General features: G+C 65.3%; 15 protein-coding genes. 12 read left to right on the forward strand and 3 right to left on the reverse strand.

The annotated features are described in order from the left end of the window. Nucleotides 1-2 precede the first annotated feature (2 nt). The 12 genes from hutU (at nucleotide 3) to FHS82_RS07220 (ending at nucleotide 12,256) form a co-directional block, all read left to right on the forward strand. Entirely contained in the window at nucleotides 3-1,667 is a 1,665-nt protein-coding gene (hutU, locus tag FHS82_RS07165; protein ID WP_166950410.1) for a urocanate hydratase, read from the forward strand. A 78-nt stretch (nucleotides 1,668-1,745) separates the two neighbouring features. Continuing rightward, nucleotides 1,746-2,564 carry a transporter substrate-binding domain-containing protein gene (locus FHS82_RS07170; protein WP_166950411.1) on the forward strand — a complete coding sequence of 273 codons (819 nt, stop codon included), beginning with the start codon at nucleotides 1,746-1,748 and terminating at the stop codon, nucleotides 2,562-2,564. Between the two features lie 57 nt (nucleotides 2,565-2,621). Next, entirely contained in the window at nucleotides 2,622-3,269 is a 648-nt protein-coding gene (locus tag FHS82_RS07175) for an amino acid ABC transporter permease (RefSeq protein WP_166950413.1), read from the forward strand. Beyond that, a complete protein-coding gene (locus FHS82_RS07180; RefSeq protein ID WP_166950415.1) occupies nucleotides 3,269-3,931 on the forward strand; it encodes an amino acid ABC transporter permease in 663 nt (220 codons plus the stop codon). Before FHS82_RS07175 ends, FHS82_RS07180 begins: the two co-directional genes overlap by 1 nt. Nucleotide 3,932: 1 nt before the next feature. Continuing rightward, nucleotides 3,933-4,706, forward strand: coding sequence for an amino acid ABC transporter ATP-binding protein (locus FHS82_RS07185; RefSeq protein ID WP_166950417.1), 774 nt, complete (start codon nucleotides 3,933-3,935; stop codon nucleotides 4,704-4,706). Between the two features lie 234 nt (nucleotides 4,707-4,940). After that, complete coding sequence (locus FHS82_RS07190; protein ID WP_166950419.1) at nucleotides 4,941-5,879, forward strand: LysR family transcriptional regulator; 939 nt, start codon at nucleotides 4,941-4,943, stop codon at nucleotides 5,877-5,879. 260 nt (nucleotides 5,880-6,139) lie between these two features. Continuing rightward, entirely contained in the window at nucleotides 6,140-7,627 is a 1,488-nt protein-coding gene (locus FHS82_RS07195) for an aldehyde dehydrogenase (RefSeq protein WP_166950421.1), read from the forward strand. Between the two features lie 18 nt (nucleotides 7,628-7,645). Continuing rightward, nucleotides 7,646-8,806 (forward strand): acyl-CoA dehydrogenase family protein, encoded by a 1,161-nt coding sequence (locus FHS82_RS07200; protein WP_166950423.1) that lies wholly within the window; start codon nucleotides 7,646-7,648, stop codon nucleotides 8,804-8,806. Beyond that, a complete protein-coding gene (locus FHS82_RS07205; protein WP_166950425.1) occupies nucleotides 8,806-9,912 on the forward strand; it encodes a CaiB/BaiF CoA transferase family protein in 1,107 nt (368 codons plus the stop codon). Before FHS82_RS07200 ends, FHS82_RS07205 begins: the two co-directional genes overlap by 1 nt. Then, complete coding sequence (locus FHS82_RS07210; protein ID WP_166950427.1) at nucleotides 9,912-10,751, forward strand: HTD2 family dehydratase; 840 nt, start codon at nucleotides 9,912-9,914, stop codon at nucleotides 10,749-10,751. The genes FHS82_RS07205 and FHS82_RS07210 overlap by 1 nt, the downstream gene beginning before the upstream one ends. 8 nt (nucleotides 10,752-10,759) lie before the next feature. Then, nucleotides 10,760-11,554 carry an HpcH/HpaI aldolase/citrate lyase family protein gene (locus FHS82_RS07215; protein WP_166950429.1) on the forward strand — a complete coding sequence of 265 codons (795 nt, stop codon included), beginning with the start codon at nucleotides 10,760-10,762 and terminating at the stop codon, nucleotides 11,552-11,554. Nucleotides 11,555-11,557: 3 nt separating this feature from the next. Beyond that, a complete protein-coding gene (locus tag FHS82_RS07220) occupies nucleotides 11,558-12,256 on the forward strand; it encodes an alpha/beta fold hydrolase (RefSeq protein WP_246225173.1) in 699 nt (232 codons plus the stop codon). Between the two features lie 281 nt (nucleotides 12,257-12,537). Here FHS82_RS07220 and FHS82_RS07225 read toward each other — a convergent pair whose 3' ends face one another. The 3 genes from FHS82_RS07225 to FHS82_RS07235 all read right to left on the reverse strand — a co-directional run bounded on the left by FHS82_RS07225 (nucleotide 12,538) and on the right by FHS82_RS07235 (nucleotide 15,092). Beyond that, nucleotides 12,538-13,314 (reverse strand): enoyl-CoA hydratase-related protein, encoded by a 777-nt coding sequence (locus tag FHS82_RS07225; protein WP_166950431.1) that lies wholly within the window; start codon nucleotides 13,312-13,314, stop codon nucleotides 12,538-12,540. Then, a complete protein-coding gene (locus FHS82_RS07230; protein ID WP_166950433.1) occupies nucleotides 13,311-14,351 on the reverse strand; it encodes a zinc-binding dehydrogenase in 1,041 nt (346 codons plus the stop codon). Before FHS82_RS07230 ends, FHS82_RS07225 begins: the two co-directional genes overlap by 4 nt. 222 nt (nucleotides 14,352-14,573) lie before the next feature. After that, nucleotides 14,574-15,092 carry a MarR family winged helix-turn-helix transcriptional regulator gene (locus FHS82_RS07235; RefSeq protein WP_166950435.1) on the reverse strand — a complete coding sequence of 173 codons (519 nt, stop codon included), beginning with the start codon at nucleotides 15,090-15,092 and terminating at the stop codon, nucleotides 14,574-14,576. Nucleotides 15,093-15,129 lie beyond the last annotated feature (37 nt).

Genomic DNA, 15,129 nt, shown 5'->3' on the forward strand with positions numbered 1-15,129 from the left:
ATATGGACGACCCACGCCACAACACCCGCGACATCTTTCCGCCGACCGGTCCCGAGATCACCGCGAAAAGCTGGCTGACCGAAGCACCGATGCGGATGCTGATGAACAACCTGCATCCCGACGTGGCTGAAAAGCCGCATGAGCTGGTCGTCTACGGCGGCATCGGCCGCGCCGCGCGGACGTGGAAGGACTTCGACCTGATCGTCGAGAGCCTGAAGAAGCTGGAAGCGGACGAGACGCTGCTGGTGCAGTCCGGCAAGCCTGTGGGCGTGTTCCGCACCCACAAGGACGCGCCGCGCGTGCTGATCGCGAACTCGAACCTCGTGCCGCACTGGGCGACCTGGGATCACTTCAACGAACTCGACCGGAAGGGGCTGGCGATGTACGGCCAGATGACCGCGGGTTCGTGGATCTACATTGGCTCGCAGGGCATCGTGCAGGGCACATACGAGACCTTCGTCGAGGCTGGCCGCCAGCACTATGACGGCAGTCTGAAGGGTAAATGGATCCTCACCGGCGGGCTCGGCGGCATGGGAGGCGCCCAGCCGCTCGCCGCCGTGATGGCCGGCGCCTGCTGCCTCGCCGTCGAATGCGACGAGACCCGCGCCGATTTCCGCCTGCGCACGCGCTATGTCGATGAAAAGACCCAAAGCCTCGATGAGGCGCTGGCGATGATCGACCGGTGGACCAAGGCGGGCGAGGCGAAATCCGTGGCGCTGATCGGCAACGCCGGCGACGTCTTCCCGGAGCTGGTCAGGCGTGGCGTGCGACCGGACATCGTCACCGACCAGACCTCGGCGCACGACCCGGTGCACGGCTATCTGCCCATAGGCTGGACCGTCGCCGAATGGCGGGAGCGCCAGGAAACCGATCCGAAGGGCGTCGAGCGGGCAGCCCGCGCCTCGATGAAGGTGCAGGTCGAGGCCATGGTGGCCTTCCACGCGCAGGGCATTCCGACCGTCGACTACGGCAACAACATCCGCCAGATGGCGCTTGAGGAAGGGCTTGAGAACGCCTTCGCCTTTCCCGGCTTCGTGCCCGCCTATATCCGCCCGCTGTTCTGCCGCGGCATCGGCCCCTTCCGCTGGGCGGCGCTGTCGGGCGATCCGGAGGATATCTACAAGACGGACCGGAAGGTGAAGGAACTCGTCGACGATCCGCACCTGCACAACTGGCTCGACATGGCGAGGGAGCGCATCAGCTTCCAGGGACTGCCCGCCCGCATCTGCTGGGTCGGCCTGGGCCTGCGTCACAAGCTCGGCCTCGCGTTCAACGAAATGGTGCGGACGGGTGAGCTGAAGGCGCCGGTCGTGATCGGCCGCGACCATCTCGATTCGGGTTCCGTCGCCTCGCCCAACCGCGAGACCGAGGCAATGCGGGACGGCTCCGACGCCGTTTCCGACTGGCCGCTGCTGAACGCGCTGCTGAACACCGCCTCGGGTGCGACATGGGTGTCGTTGCATCATGGCGGCGGCGTCGGTATGGGCTTCTCGCAGCATTCCGGTATGGTCATCTGCTGCGATGGCAGCGAGGATGCCGATGCGCGTCTCGCCCGGGTGCTGTGGAACGATCCCGCCACCGGGGTGATGCGTCACGCCGACGCAGGCTATCAGATCGCCATCGACTGCGCGCGCGAGCACAACCTCAACTTGCCGGGTATCCTTTGACTTCGGCGCGCGCCGCTGATTAGCTGCGGCGCGCGTCCAAATGCACAACAATGAAGCCAATTCACTGAGGAGAACGATATGACCATTATGAGAATGCTCAAATCCGCCGTATTCGGCATCGCGGCTCTTGGCCTCACCGTCCCGGCCATGGCCGATCAACTGGCGGCCGTCAAGTCGGCTGGCAAGATTGTCACCGCCACCGACATGCACTACGCGCCCTTCGACATGCTGGTGAACGGCGAATATCAGGGCATGACCAAGGACCTGTTCGATGAGGTCAGCAAGGAAATCGGAGTCGCGCCGCTCTATCAGGACATTCCGTGGACGGCCGAACTGCCGGGTCTTGAGGTCAAGAAATTCGACATCGTGATCGCTCCCGTGACCATTACGCCCGAGCGGCTTGAGCGCTATGCCTTTTCCCTGCCGATCGCGGATGCGACCGTCTCGCTGGTCAAGTCGGCCAGGAATGACAAGCTGAAAAAGCCCGAAGACATCAAGGGCAAGATTGTCGGCGTTCAGCAGGGCACGGCGCAGTTCCGCCAGCTTGAGGCCTATGGCAAGGAACTCGGCGGCGTCACCGTCAAGGAATACGGCACGACCGACGAGGCATACGCCGACCTCGCCGCCGGCCGTCTGGACGCCGTAGCGGGCTCGCTGCCGAATCTGACCTATCTTGTGAAGAACCGCCCGGAGACCTTCGCGCTGTTCGAGCCTGCCTCGTTCGGCAAGCCGACCTATTTCGCGTGGGTGCTGCGCAAGGATGCGGATAGCGACAGCTTTGTCAAAGCCATCAACAGCGCGCTGCTGAAGATGACCGACGACGGCCGCGTCAAGGCCATCCAGGAAAAATGGCTGGGCAGCTATACCGAGCTGCCGCGTGAGGTTCCGACGAAGTAAGTCGCTTGCGGGCGGGGCCTGCCCCGCCCGTGTCCTCCGGCCCAAGGCGAGGGGCGCATGTTCTCGATTCCGGTTTTCCTCGAAAGTTTCTGGCCGCTGTTCTGGGCGGCGCGCTATACGGTGCTGATTTCCGTGCTGGGTATCGCGCTCGGGCTGGTGATCGGGACGCTGATCTGCGCGGCCCGGCTGTCGCCCTACCGCTGGCTGCACCGCTTTGCGGCGCTCTGGGTCAGTTTCCTGCGCGGCGTGCCTTTGCTGGTGCAACTGCTGGTGTTCTACTACGCGCTGCCGGTGATCGGGCTCGACGTGCCGGCGCTCGCCGCCGCCGTCATCACGGTGGGCGTCTGCGCCAGCGCCTATATCTCGGAAATCTGGCGCGGCGCGATCGCGGCCTTGCCGAAGGGCCAGGCGGAAGCGGCGGTCGCCATCGGCATGACCCCGCGCGATGTCTGGGCCCGCATAATCCTGCCGCAGGCGTTCACGCTGTCGCTGCCCGCCCTCGTCAACGAACTCATTCTGCTTGTCAAGGCGTCGTCGCTGGTTTCGGTCGTCGGTATTCTTGAGATCACCCGCGCCAGCCAGGCGCAGGCCGCGACCACCTTCCGCCCGCTTGAAGTCTATATCGCGGCTGCGTGCTGCTATCTGCTGCTCAACCTGTGCCTTGCGGCACTCGGGCGCTACCTCGAACACAGGACGGCCGTCTGATGGACTGGAGCATCCTGCAACAATACGGCCCGGCGCTGCTGAAGGGTTTTGGCAACACAGTCCTGTGCTGGCTTCTGGGCACGGTCTTCGGCATGGCGCTGGGGCTGGTCATCGCGCTGCTGCAGCGCTATGGATCGCGCTGGCTCAACTGGATCATCCAGGTCTATATCGAGGTCATCCGCGGCACGCCCTTTCTCGTGCAGCTCTTCGTCCTTTATTACGGCGGTCCGCTGATCGGATTGCGGCTCGATGCGCTGCCGGCAGGGCTTCTCGGCCTGACGATCTACGGCAGTCCTTATTTCGCCGAGATTTTCCGTTCGGGCTTCCGCGGCGTGCCGCACGGCCAGATCGAGGCCGCCCGTGCCATCGGCATGTCCGAGCCTGCCATTGTGCGCCGCATCCTGCTGCCGCTCGGCCTCGTCTCGTCGCTGCCGGCGCTGGTCAACTTCTCGATCATCCTGACCAAGGAAACCGTGATCCTGTCGATCATCACGGTGCCTGAGCTGATGTATCAGGTCCAGCGCATGTCGACCGAGACTTTCCGCTATGTCGAGGCCAATCTGGTGCTGGCGTTGTTCTTCTGGGCGCTGGTCGAGGCCATCTCGCGCGTTGGCCGCAGGCTCGAAACGCACGTCACGAAACATCTGATCGAGAGGACGTAAGATGCTTGCCGCGTCATCCGTCGAGATTCGCAAGGTCAACAAGCATTTCGGTCCCTTCCATGCGCTGAAGGATGTGGACCTGGTGATCGAGCCGGGCAAGGTGAACTGCCTGATCGGGCCTTCGGGTTCGGGCAAGTCCACGCTGCTGCGGTGTATCAACTTCCTTGAGGAATACGACTCGGGGGAAATCCGTATCGACGGCCAGTTGATCGGTTATGAAGCGCCCGGCAAGAAGATGTCCGGCCGCAGGCTGCGCGAGATGCGGCGCTCGATCGGCATGGTGTTCCAGCAGTTCAACCTGTGGCCGCACATGACCGCCAGGGAGAACGTGGCCGAGGGGCTGATCCGTGTGCGTGGCATGTCGAAATCCGAGGCCCATGAACGCGCCGCCGAGGCGCTGACGAAGGTGGGGCTCGCCGACAGGATGACGAACCACCCCGCGCGCCTGTCTGGCGGCCAGCAGCAGCGCGTGGCGATTGCCCGCGCCATCGCCATGGAACCACGGCTGATGTTGTTCGACGAGCCGACCTCCGCGCTGGATCCCGAACTGGTGGGCGAGGTGCTGAATGTCATGAAGACGCTCGCAGGCGAGGGCATGACCATGGTCGTGGTGACGCACGAGATGGGCTTTGCCGCGCATGTCGCCGACAAGGTGGCTTTCATGGAGAAGGGCGAACTGGTCAGCGTGGATATCCCCGATCGCATCCTGCACCATCCCGAGGATGCGCGCATCCAGTCGTTCCTGCGCACCTATCACGAGCGCAACAATTTCTGACGCCCGCTTCCTCCAAAGCGCCGCCGATTTCGGGATTGATCGTCACGAAGCGAATGCCGCCTGCCGGGGAACGAAAACAAACTCGGCCGGCGAACCGGCATCGCCTCATGGCCGCCGGTCTCTCCGCTCCCGCCCTTGCCATTGCACTTGTTGATAGCTCATGACATGGGCTATGCCACAAAGTGATGCGGCCTGACCGGATCGATGATCGTGTCAGGAGGAAAGGGAGGGATCATGGACATCTCGCAGCTCGTGACGCTGGTCCATGTCGCCGAGCTTGGCAGCATCAGCAAGGCGGCGGATCGCCTGAACACCGTTCAGCCTGCGCTGAGCCGGCAGATCCGGCTTCTGGAGCAGGAACTCGGCGTCTTGCTGTTCGAACGGCACGGGCGCGGAATGACCATTACCGAGACGGGGCAGGATGTTCTTGACCACGCGGTGAGGGTGCTGGCCGAGCTTGATGCCATGCGCCGTTCCGTGGAGGAGGGGCGGACCTCCTTCCGCGGGATGGTCCGGATCGGCACCACGCCCACGGTTGCCGAAATCATCACCGTGCCCCTGATGCAGCGCATCCGTCAGGCGCATCCCAATCTGAACATCCGCTTCTCCTCGGCTTTCAGCGGCTACCTTCTCGACTGGCTGAAACGCGGGGAACTCGATATCGTCGTCACCTACGATCCTCCCCCGGCGAAGTCGCTGCGTGTGACGCCCGTGATGATGGAGCAGCTCTATCTTGTGAGTTCGCGTCCGGGGCTGTCGCCGGACAGGCCCGTTCAGTTCGCGAAGCTGGCCGACGAGCAGCTCGTGCTGCCCAGCCCGCGCCACGGCCTGAGAGAGATCTTCGACGAATGCGCCAGACGGGCCGGGATTGTCTATACCCACGTCGTGGAGGCCGATTCCTTTGCGGCGATGACGGACCTCACGTGTGCCGGTTTCGGCGCCACGATGCTGCCGCTCGCGTCTATCCACCGCATGATCCGCGAAGGCCGGCTGTTCGCGGCGCCGCTCACGGACCCGACACCCGAACGCAAGCTTGTCGTCTGCTACTCGGCGGACAGGCCCGTCAGCCCCGCCGCGCGCTATGTCGGCAATACGTTCATTGAAATCGCGACCGAGCTGGTGAATGCCGGCGTCTGGGGCGGCCAAATGCTCGCTGCCAACAAGCAGATATAGAATATTGCTATACCTCGAAGAGAAAAATAGCATTTTTTGATTTCTTCCCGGCACGTTACGACTATCCGGATAACGAGGCGCGGAGGATGCCATGCAGATGAACGGAACCGGACACGACGCCGGGAGACTGGCAGTAGAGTCTGCCGCGCGTTCTGCCGCCCTGCGATGGCGTTCATTTCAAGAACCGCTTCCTGGCGGCCCCCGGCTGTCAGCCGATCCGACGTGACGCAGCAGAAGCGGCGATAGCAGGGAAAAAAACGATGAGCGGCTTTGAAAGATTTTTCAACACGGTGAACGGTGCGCCGGTGCAGAGCACGACGGGACGCTGGTTCATTTCGGAAAATCCGTATACCGGCGAGCCGTGGGCCGAGGTGCCGCAGTGCGGCGTCGCGGATGTCGAGGCTGCGGTCGAGGCTGCGCATGCCGCCTTCACCACCGGCCCGTGGGCGACACTGACGGCCACGGCGCGGGGCAAGCTGCTGCGCCGGCTGGGCGATCTGATCGCGCGCGATGCCGAGCGGCTCGCGAAGCTGGAAACCCGGGACAACGGCAAGCTCTATGCCGAGATGTCCGGCCAGGTGCGTTACCTGCCCGAGTATTATTACTACTTCGCCGGCCTCGCCGACAAGATCGAGGGCGGCGTGCTGCCGCCCGACAAATCCGATGTCTTCATCTACACGAAGCACGAGCCGCTCGGCGTCGTCGTCTGCATCACGCCGTGGAACTCACCGCTGCTGCTGCTCACGTGGAAGCTCGCGGCCGCGCTGGCGGCGGGCAATACGGTGGTCATCAAGCCGTCCGAATTCACGTCGGTGTCGACGTTGGAGTTCGTGAAGCTGGCGGAGGAAGCGGGCTTCCCGAGCGGTGTGATCAATACCGTCACCGGCTATGGCCACGAGATCGGCGCGGCGCTGGTGGAGCATCCCAAGGTCGCCAAGGTCGCCTTCACCGGCGGCGACGCCACCGGTGCTGCGGTCTATGCCGGGGCGGCGAAGGGGCTGAAGCACGTCACGCTGGAACTGGGCGGCAAGTCCCCCAACATCATTTTTGAGGACGCCAATCTGGACGACGCGGTGAAGGGTGCCATCTCGGGCATCTTCGCCGCCTCTGGCCAGACCTGCATCGCGGGCTCGCGCCTGCTGGTGCAGCGCTCGGTCTATGACGAGGTATCGCGCCGTGTCGTGGACTTCGCCGCAGGCGCCCGTCTCGGCGATCCGATGCAAGCCGACACGCAAGTCGGCCCGATCACCACGCAGCCGCAGCGCAAGAAGGTGCTCGACTATATCGCCGTGGCGAAGGCGGAGGGGGCGGAGTGCCTGCTGGGCGGCAAGGTGCCGGCGGATTCGGCGCTGAAGAACGGCTGGTTCGTGGAACCCACCATCTTCGGCAATGTCACCAACGACATGCGCATAGCCCGCGAGGAGGTGTTCGGCCCGGTGCTGTCGATCATTCCCTTCGAGGACGACGAGGACGCGATCCGCATCGCCAATGACACGATCTACGGCCTTGCCGCCGGCGTATGGACGCAGAACATGCGCCGCGCCGTCCGCATGGCCGACGCGCTGAAGGCCGGCACGGTGTGGGTGAACACCTACCGCGCCGTGAGTTTCCTGGCGCCTTTCGGCGGCTACAAGAAAAGCGGCATCGGGCGCGAGAACGGCCAGGAGGCCATCTACGAGTATCTGCAGACCAAATGCGTCTGGCTGAACCTGGCCGAGGGCGTTCCGAACCCCTTCGTGCTGCGGTGAACTTTTTCGAGTGAGGCGATGCAAACCGTGTCAGACCAGTATCAGGATATCCGTGACGCCATCCGCGATCTCTGCGGACAGTTTCCGGCGGAGTACCACCGCAAGGTCGACGAGGCCCGCGCCTATCCGGAGGAATTCGTCGACGCGCTCACGAAGGCGGGCTGGCTTGCGGCGCTCATCCCGGAGGAATACGGCGGCTCGGGGCTGGGGCTGACCGAGGCGTCCGTGATCATGGAGGAGATCAACCGCGCGGGCGGCAACTCGGGCGCCTGCCACGGCCAGATGTACAATATGAATACGCTGGTGCGCCACGGCTCGGAGGAGCAGCGCCAGCGCTATCTGCCGAAGATCGCCTCGGGCGAACTGCGCCTGCAATCCATGGGCGTGACGGAACCGACGACCGGCACGGACACGACCAAGATCAAGACGACCGCCGTCAGACGAGGCGACCGTTACGTCGTCAATGGCCAGAAAGTCTGGATCAGCCGCGTCCAGCACTCCGATCTCATGATCCTGCTGGCCCGCACCACGCCGCTGGCCGACGTGAAGAAGAAGTCCGAAGGTCTGTCGATCTTCATCGTGGACATCCAGGATGCGATGAAGAAGGGGATGGAGGTCCGCCCGATCCTCAACATGGTGAACCACGAGACCAACGAGCTGTTCTTCGACGAGCTGGAGATCCCGGCGGAGAATCTGATCGGCGAGGAGGGGCAGGGCTTCAAGTATATCCTGACCGGCCTCAACGCCGAGCGCACGCTGATCGCCGCCGAATGTATCGGTGACGGCTATTGGTTCGTCGACAAGGTATCCGAATACGTCAAGGAGCGTGTCGTGTTCGGCCGCCCGATCGGCCAGAACCAGGGCGTGCAGTTTCCCATCGCCGAAGCCTTCATCGAGGTGGAAGCCGCGAACCTGATGCGCTTCGAGGCCTGCCGCCTCTATGACGCGCACCAGCCCTGCGGCACGCAGGCCAACATGGCGAAGTATCTCGCGGCCAAGGCATCGTGGGAGGCGGCCAACGCCTGCCTGCAGTTCCACGGTGGCTTCGGCTTCGCCTGCGAGTACGACGTCGAGCGCAAGTTCCGCGAGACGCGGCTTTATCAGGTCGCGCCGATCTCGACGAACCTCATCCTCTCCTATGTGGCGGAGCATGTGCTCGGCCTGCCGAGGTCGTTCTGATGGCGGGTGAGCAGCTTCCACTCAGCGGCATCACCGTCGTCGCCATCGAGCAGGCGGTGGCCGCGCCGTTCACGACGTCGCGCCTCGCGGATGCCGGGGCGCGCGTCATCAAGATCGAACGGCCGGAAGGGGACTTTGCCCGCGGCTATGACGACGTCGCCGGCGGGCTGTCGAGCTACTTCGTCTGGCTGAATCGCGGCAAGGAATCGCTCACGCTCGACCTGACGAAGCCCGAGGGCAAGGCGCGGCTCGCCGAATTGCTGACCGGTGCTGATGTGCTGGTCCAGAACCTGAAGCCCGGTGCGCTCGACCGCCTCGGCTTTGATCACGAGCGGCTCTCGCGGGAGTTTCCCAGGCTGATCACGTTGTCCATCTCGGGTTATGGTGAGAGCGGGCCCATGGCCTCGCGCAAGGCCTATGACCTGCTGATCCAGGCGGAATCCGGCCTGTGTTCGGTCACCGGCGGGCCGGAGAGCCCGGCGCGCGTGGGCATCTCGATCGTCGACATCGCCACCGGCGCCACCGCCTACGCGGCGATCTTGGAAGCGCTGATCCGGCGATCCGTTACCGACAAGGGTGCTCATATCAGCGTCTCGATGTTCGACGTCATGGCCGACTGGCTGACCGTGCCGCTGCTCAACCACGAAGGCGGCAGGTCGCCGAAGCGGATCGGTCTCGCCCATCCCTCGATCGCTCCTTACGGCGTATTTGCGACGGGCGACGGCAAGCAGATCCTGATCTCGGTGCAGAGCGACCGCGAGTGGCGCAATCTGGCCAGGGTTTTCCTCGGCGACGAGGCGCTTGGGACCGATCCGCGCTTCGCCACCAACGTGGCGCGGGTCAGCAACCGCGCCGGGACCGATGCCGTGGTGGCGGCGGCCTTTGCCGCGCGGACGGGCGAAGAGGCGTTGGCGGACATTCAGGCTGCGGATGTCGCGTTCGCCTCGGTCAACAACATGGAAGGGCTGTCGCGCCATCCGCACCTGCGGCGGATTACGGTTGAAACGCCCGCCGGTCCGGTGTCCTATCCCGCGCCGGCACCGGTTTTCGCGGGCGAGGAACGTCGTTATGGCGCGGTTCCGGCGCTCGACAAGGAGGATCTTTGATGGCTGTCGACATTGTGCAGTTGCGGGAATGGATCGGGCGCGAGGAGAGCGCTTCCGAGGTGGTGACGCCGGAACTGGTCCGCCGCTTCAACGCCACGCTCGATCTGGACGGCTGCAGCCTGCCCGGCGATCCCGCTCCGCTGCTGATCCATCTCTGCCTTGGCCAGCCGGCTGTTCCCGGCGCGCAGCTCGGGTCCGACGGTCATCCCGCCCGTGGCGGCTTCCTGCCGCCGGTGCCGCTGCCGCGGCGGATGTGGGCGGGCGGCGCTTTCGCCTTCCACGACGACATCCGTGTCGGCGAGACGGTGACGCGCACATCCCGCATTCTCGACGTGGCCCTGAAGGAGGGCCGCTCCGGACAGCTCTGCTTCGTCACCGTGGAACACCGCATCGGCGCCGGCGGTCGCGACGTCATCACCGAGCGGCAGGACATCGTCTACCGCGACGCGGGGAGCCCGAAGCCGGCCCCCACCGCAGCCCCGGCCGCCGCGCCGGAAGGGGCGCATCGCCGCCTGATCGTGCCGACGACGACCTTGCTGTTCCGCTATTCGGCGCTCACCTTCAACGGCCACCGCATTCACTACGACGCGCCCTATGCGCGTGACGTCGAGGGCTATCCCGGGCTTGTCGTCCACGGGCCGATGCAGGCGACGATGCTGCTCCATCTCGCCGCCGACATCGGCGGCCGGGCGCCTGCGCGCTTTTCGTTCCGCAGCCTGTCGCCGCTGTTCGACAACGCGGACTTCATTCTCGATGCGGCGGAGGACGGCGCGGCCCTGAAGCTCTGGACGGCCCGCGTCGGCGGCCCGGTGGCGATGGAGGCCAAGGCGGAATGGTAGGCCGCGGAATGGTAGATCTGGCTTCGATCCGCGCACCCCTCTTCGTGCCGGCCAACCGCCCCGAGCGTTTCGCCCGGGCGGCGGCGTCGGGCGCTGATACGGTGATCCTCGACCTGGAGGATGCCGTCGCCGCCGATGCCAAGGACGCAGCGCGGGCGGTGCTTGCGTGCGATTTCACCGACCTGCCGGTGATCGTGCGCATCAACGCGGTGGGCACGGTCTGGCATGAGGCGGATGTCGCGGCGGTGCGGCAACTGCCTCTCGCGGCGGTCATGCTGCCGAAGGCGGAAGATCCGGCGATGCTCGCATCGGTCTCATTGAAGCTCGGCGGCGATATCCCGCTGATCGCGCTGGTCGAGAGCGCGCGCGGCATCGCCCGGGTGCAGGCCATCGCCGCCACTCCCGGTGTGGCGCGGCTCGCCTTCGGCTCCGTCGATTTCTGCGCCGATCTGGGCTGCGTCCATCTGCGCGAGGTTCTGCTGCCGGTGCGGCTGCAACTCGTGCTGGCCTCGCGTTTGGCCGGAATCGCCGCGCCTGTCGACGGCGTCACGGTGCAGCTTGACGATGTGGCCGTCGCCCACGACGACGCGGCCCACGCCCGGGCGCTCGGCATGACGGGGAAGCTGTGCATCCACCCCAGACAGGTCGCCGAAGTGAAGCGCGCCTTCGCCCCGACGGAGGCGGAGGTTGCCTGGGCGCGGCGGGTGCTGGCATCCGGCGACGGCGCGGCCTCGGTCGATGGCGCCATGGTCGACGAGCCGGTGCGCATCCGCGCCCGCGCCATCCTGACCGAGGTGGGATGAATCATGTCCGATCTGCCGCAGCTTGTCCTGATCCCCGGCTTGCTCAACGACGCCGATCTCTGGCGCGACCAGATCGCCGGCCTGTCTGACGTCGCGCGGCCGGTTGTGGCCGACATCACGCGCGGCGAAACGCTGTCGGCACTGGCAAGCGGCGTGCTCGCCGGCGCCGAGGGCCGGTTCGCGCTCGCCGGGTTCTCGCTCGGCGGGATCGTGGCGCTGGAGATCATGCGCATCGCGCCCGAACGGGTGAGCCACCTTGCGCTGCTCGACACGACGATGCTGCCCGACAGCCCGGACCGCGCGCAGGAGCGGCGGCGGCTCATCGCCACGGCGCGTAACCCCGGAAAATTCCATGGCTTCGGCGAGCATCTGCTGCACACTTATCTCGCGCCCGAACACCTCGGCAACACGGAGATGGTCGAGCGGGTGCGCGCCATGACGGCGCGGCTAGGCCCCGAGGTGTTCGCCCGCCAGAGCCTGATTGACCGCCCCGACAGCCGCGCGACGCTTGCCCGCCTGCGTTGCCCTGTGCTGGTGCTGTGCGGGGAGCATGACGCGCTGACGCCGCCGGAACTCCATCGCGAGATGGCGGTCGCCATTCCCTTCTCGCGGCTCGATATCGTGCCCCATGCCGGCCACCTCACACCCATCGAGCAGCCGCAGGCGGTGACATCGGCCCTGCTGCATCTGCTGCGGAGTTGATGGCAGTCAGCGGAACAGGGTCACGGGGAGATCGTGAAACACGGTCTTCCAGCCATGAGACGTGGAGCGCAGGGCGCATCTTGCTGATGGGCCGCATTCATCCCGTTCGCCGCCGGTCCGCAGCCCGACCAACGCGCGCCTTGCCCGTTAGAGCGCATTCCGATCAGATAGAATCATCTGATCGATCAGAATTCGCTCAATATAAGGAACCTAGAATCTGTCCTGTTTCAACGTAAACAGGACAGATTCTAGCAGCACGGATGTTTGCTGCATCGTTGCCGTCAGCGATTCCTGAACACGGGCTTGCGCTTCTCGGCGAAGGCCGTCATCCCCTCGCGTCTGTCCTCGGTGGCGAAGGTGGTATAGAGCAGGCGCCGCTCGATGTAGATGCCTTCTGCGAGGTGGGTTTCGTAGGCGGCGTTCACCGCTTCCTTCGCCAGCATGACGATGGGGCGCGACAGGGTGGCGATCTTAGCGGCGAGCGCCACGGCCTGCGCCAGATACGTGCCCGGCGGCACGACGCGGGATACGAGGCCCATGGCGAGCGCCTCATCGGCGGCTAGCGTCCGGCCCGTCAGGATCATGTCCATCGCCACCGCCTTGCCCACGATGCGCGTCAGCCGCTGTGTACCGCCGGCGCCGGGGATGATGCCGATCTGCGTCTCCGGCAGGCTGAAGCGTGCCGTTTCCGAGGCGACGATGATGTCGCACATGAGGGCGAGTTCGCAGCCCCCGCCGACGGCATGCCCGGACACAGCCGCGACCGTTGGCTTGCGCACGCGCGAAAGGCCCTCCCACGAGGCGGTGATGAAGTTCTCGCCATAGACTTCCGCGAAAGTCTTGTCCCTGATTTCCTTGATGTCGGCGCCCGCCGCGAAGGCGCGCTCCGAGCCTGTCACCACGATGGCGCCGACCGTCTCGTCCGCGTCGAACGCGGCGGCGGCCGACGAGAGTTCGGCTGTGAGCCTGCCGTTCAGCGCGTTCAGGGCCTCCGGCCGGTTCAGTGTGATGATGCCGACCGGGCCTTCGGTCGCGACGAGAATGGTCTCATAGCTCATGACGTTTCGGTGCTCTCAGCGATGCGGATGACGATCTTGCCCAGACGGGCGGGATGCTCCAGCCGCGCAAAGGCGGCTGGCACTTCGGTGAGGGGAAAGACGCTGTCGATCAGCGGCGTGAAACCGCCGCTCTCCCAGGCGCGGATCAGGCGGCGGAACTCCTCCATGTTGCCCATTGTCGAGCCGTGAACCGACAATTGCCGCACGAACAGCCGCTGGATATCGGCGGACGGATGGGCGCCGGTCGTCGCCCCGCAGGTAACGAGGTGCCCGCCCCGGGCCATCGACCGCAGCGAGGCGCCCCACGTCTTTTCGCCCACGTTGTCGATCACGAGGTCCGCACCTTCGCCATCCGTCAGCGAAAGCACCGCCTTCGCCACGTCGGCGGTGCGGTAATCCACGGCGTCGACGGAGAGCGCGCGGAAATGCGCCAGCTTGTCCTCACCGGTGGTCGTCACGATCACGCGGGCGCCCGCCATGCGCGCGAGTTGCACGGCGGCATAGGAAACGCCGCCGCCGGCGCCCTGCACCAGCACCACGCTGCCCGGCCCCGCGGGGGCCTTGCCGAACACCATCCGCCACGCCGTGAGATAGGCGACCCCCAGCACCGCCGCCTGATCGACATCGGCATCCGGGCGGAGTTTCACCAGGGAGCGGGCAGGCAGGGAAATCTGTTCCGCGAAAGTGCCGTCGCGATGTTCTCCCGGAATTCGCGCGGTCCGGCAGAGTGGCTGGTCGCCGGCCAGGCAGTGCCGGCAGACGCCGCAGAACTCGTAAGGGTAGAGCAGAACGCGCTCGTCCGGTCTGACGCCCGCGTCGATGTCGGCTTCCATGACCTCGCCCACGCCGTCGACGCCCATGACCTGCGGCAGGCTATGGGTGATGCCGGCGCCGTTGTCGCGCATATAGAGATCGACGCGGTTGACCGATGCGGCGAGCATCCGCACCCGCACCCCGCCTTCCGGCTGCGGCGGCGCGGGTATGTCGTCATACACGACGCCGGCGGCGCCGCGCTCCTTCAGGACGATGGCTTTCATGAGCGGCCCTCCCGCAAATCATGTAAACATATTTGCATTTTATGATCAAGAGCGCCTCCACCGGAGAACGCTGTCATCCGCCAGCGCTATGGTAACCCACTCCCGTTGCATGAAGCGGGCGGATACCATGAACGGCAACTTATTGTCGTAACGACGTCGGGTTTACGGGTTCGGCTTTTTGCCTGCGCGCGCCGGTTGCCGCGGGAGGCTTCCGGCGGCGGATCATTCCGCCGCGGCGGCCGTCCCGGACACAGGCTGCGCTTCCGGGTCGAGCGCCTTGAAATTATGCAGCATCTTGTCGAGGTAGTGGATCATGTGGATCTTGTCCTCGGTGGAGAAGCCCGTCAGCGCCTCGTCGTAATAGTCGGCGATCACGGAACGCATATCCTTGTCCCAGAGGCTGCGGCCCTTGGCTGTAAGACGCACGAGGCGCGACCGATTGTCGTTCGCATCCACCGCCCGCTCGACATAGTCGAGCACCTCAAGCCGCGACAGCACGCCCGCGAGATTCTGCCGGCTGACCAGCAGGAACGCCGCGAGGTCTCCGACAGCCACCCCGTTCTCGAAGGCGGGCCGCGTCAGCGCGCCGAGAACGGCCCACTGCTGGGTGGTAATGCCATGCTCGTCCAGCGCCCGCGTGCCCGTCTTGTGCAGCATGTTGGCGCATTGATAGAGCCGGAAGAAGAGCCTGTTGCTCAACCCGACGGACAGCCCCCCGAATGCGTCAACATCTTTCGTCATGGCGCCAGTCTTGCCTGCGGCGGCCAGGCAGTCAAGA

Origin of the sequence: Pseudochelatococcus lubricantis, from assembly GCF_011762225.1 — a bacterium.
GTDB lineage: Bacteria > Pseudomonadota > Alphaproteobacteria > Rhizobiales > Beijerinckiaceae > Pseudochelatococcus > Pseudochelatococcus lubricantis.

Coding starts and splice junctions, on each gene's coding strand:
- hutU (WP_166950410.1), top strand. CDS start 3: ATGGACGACCCACGCCACAACACCCGCGACATCTTTCCGCCGACCGGT.
- FHS82_RS07170 (WP_166950411.1), top strand. CDS start 1,746: ATGACCATTATGAGAATGCTCAAATCCGCCGTATTCGGCATCGCGGCT.
- FHS82_RS07175 (WP_166950413.1), top strand. CDS start 2,622: ATGTTCTCGATTCCGGTTTTCCTCGAAAGTTTCTGGCCGCTGTTCTGG.
- FHS82_RS07180 (WP_166950415.1), top strand. CDS start 3,269: ATGGACTGGAGCATCCTGCAACAATACGGCCCGGCGCTGCTGAAGGGT.
- FHS82_RS07185 (WP_166950417.1), top strand. CDS start 3,933: ATGCTTGCCGCGTCATCCGTCGAGATTCGCAAGGTCAACAAGCATTTC.
- FHS82_RS07190 (WP_166950419.1), top strand. CDS start 4,941: ATGGACATCTCGCAGCTCGTGACGCTGGTCCATGTCGCCGAGCTTGGC.
- FHS82_RS07195 (WP_166950421.1), top strand. CDS start 6,140: ATGAGCGGCTTTGAAAGATTTTTCAACACGGTGAACGGTGCGCCGGTG.
- FHS82_RS07200 (WP_166950423.1), top strand. CDS start 7,646: ATGCAAACCGTGTCAGACCAGTATCAGGATATCCGTGACGCCATCCGC.
- FHS82_RS07205 (WP_166950425.1), top strand. CDS start 8,806: ATGGCGGGTGAGCAGCTTCCACTCAGCGGCATCACCGTCGTCGCCATC.
- FHS82_RS07210 (WP_166950427.1), top strand. CDS start 9,912: ATGGCTGTCGACATTGTGCAGTTGCGGGAATGGATCGGGCGCGAGGAG.
- FHS82_RS07215 (WP_166950429.1), top strand. CDS start 10,760: ATGGTAGATCTGGCTTCGATCCGCGCACCCCTCTTCGTGCCGGCCAAC.
- FHS82_RS07220 (WP_246225173.1), top strand. CDS start 11,558: ATGTCCGATCTGCCGCAGCTTGTCCTGATCCCCGGCTTGCTCAACGAC.
- FHS82_RS07225 (WP_166950431.1), bottom strand. CDS start 13,314: ATGAGCTATGAGACCATTCTCGTCGCGACCGAAGGCCCGGTCGGCATC.
- FHS82_RS07230 (WP_166950433.1), bottom strand. CDS start 14,351: ATGAAAGCCATCGTCCTGAAGGAGCGCGGCGCCGCCGGCGTCGTGTAT.
- FHS82_RS07235 (WP_166950435.1), bottom strand. CDS start 15,092: ATGACGAAAGATGTTGACGCATTCGGGGGGCTGTCCGTCGGGTTGAGC.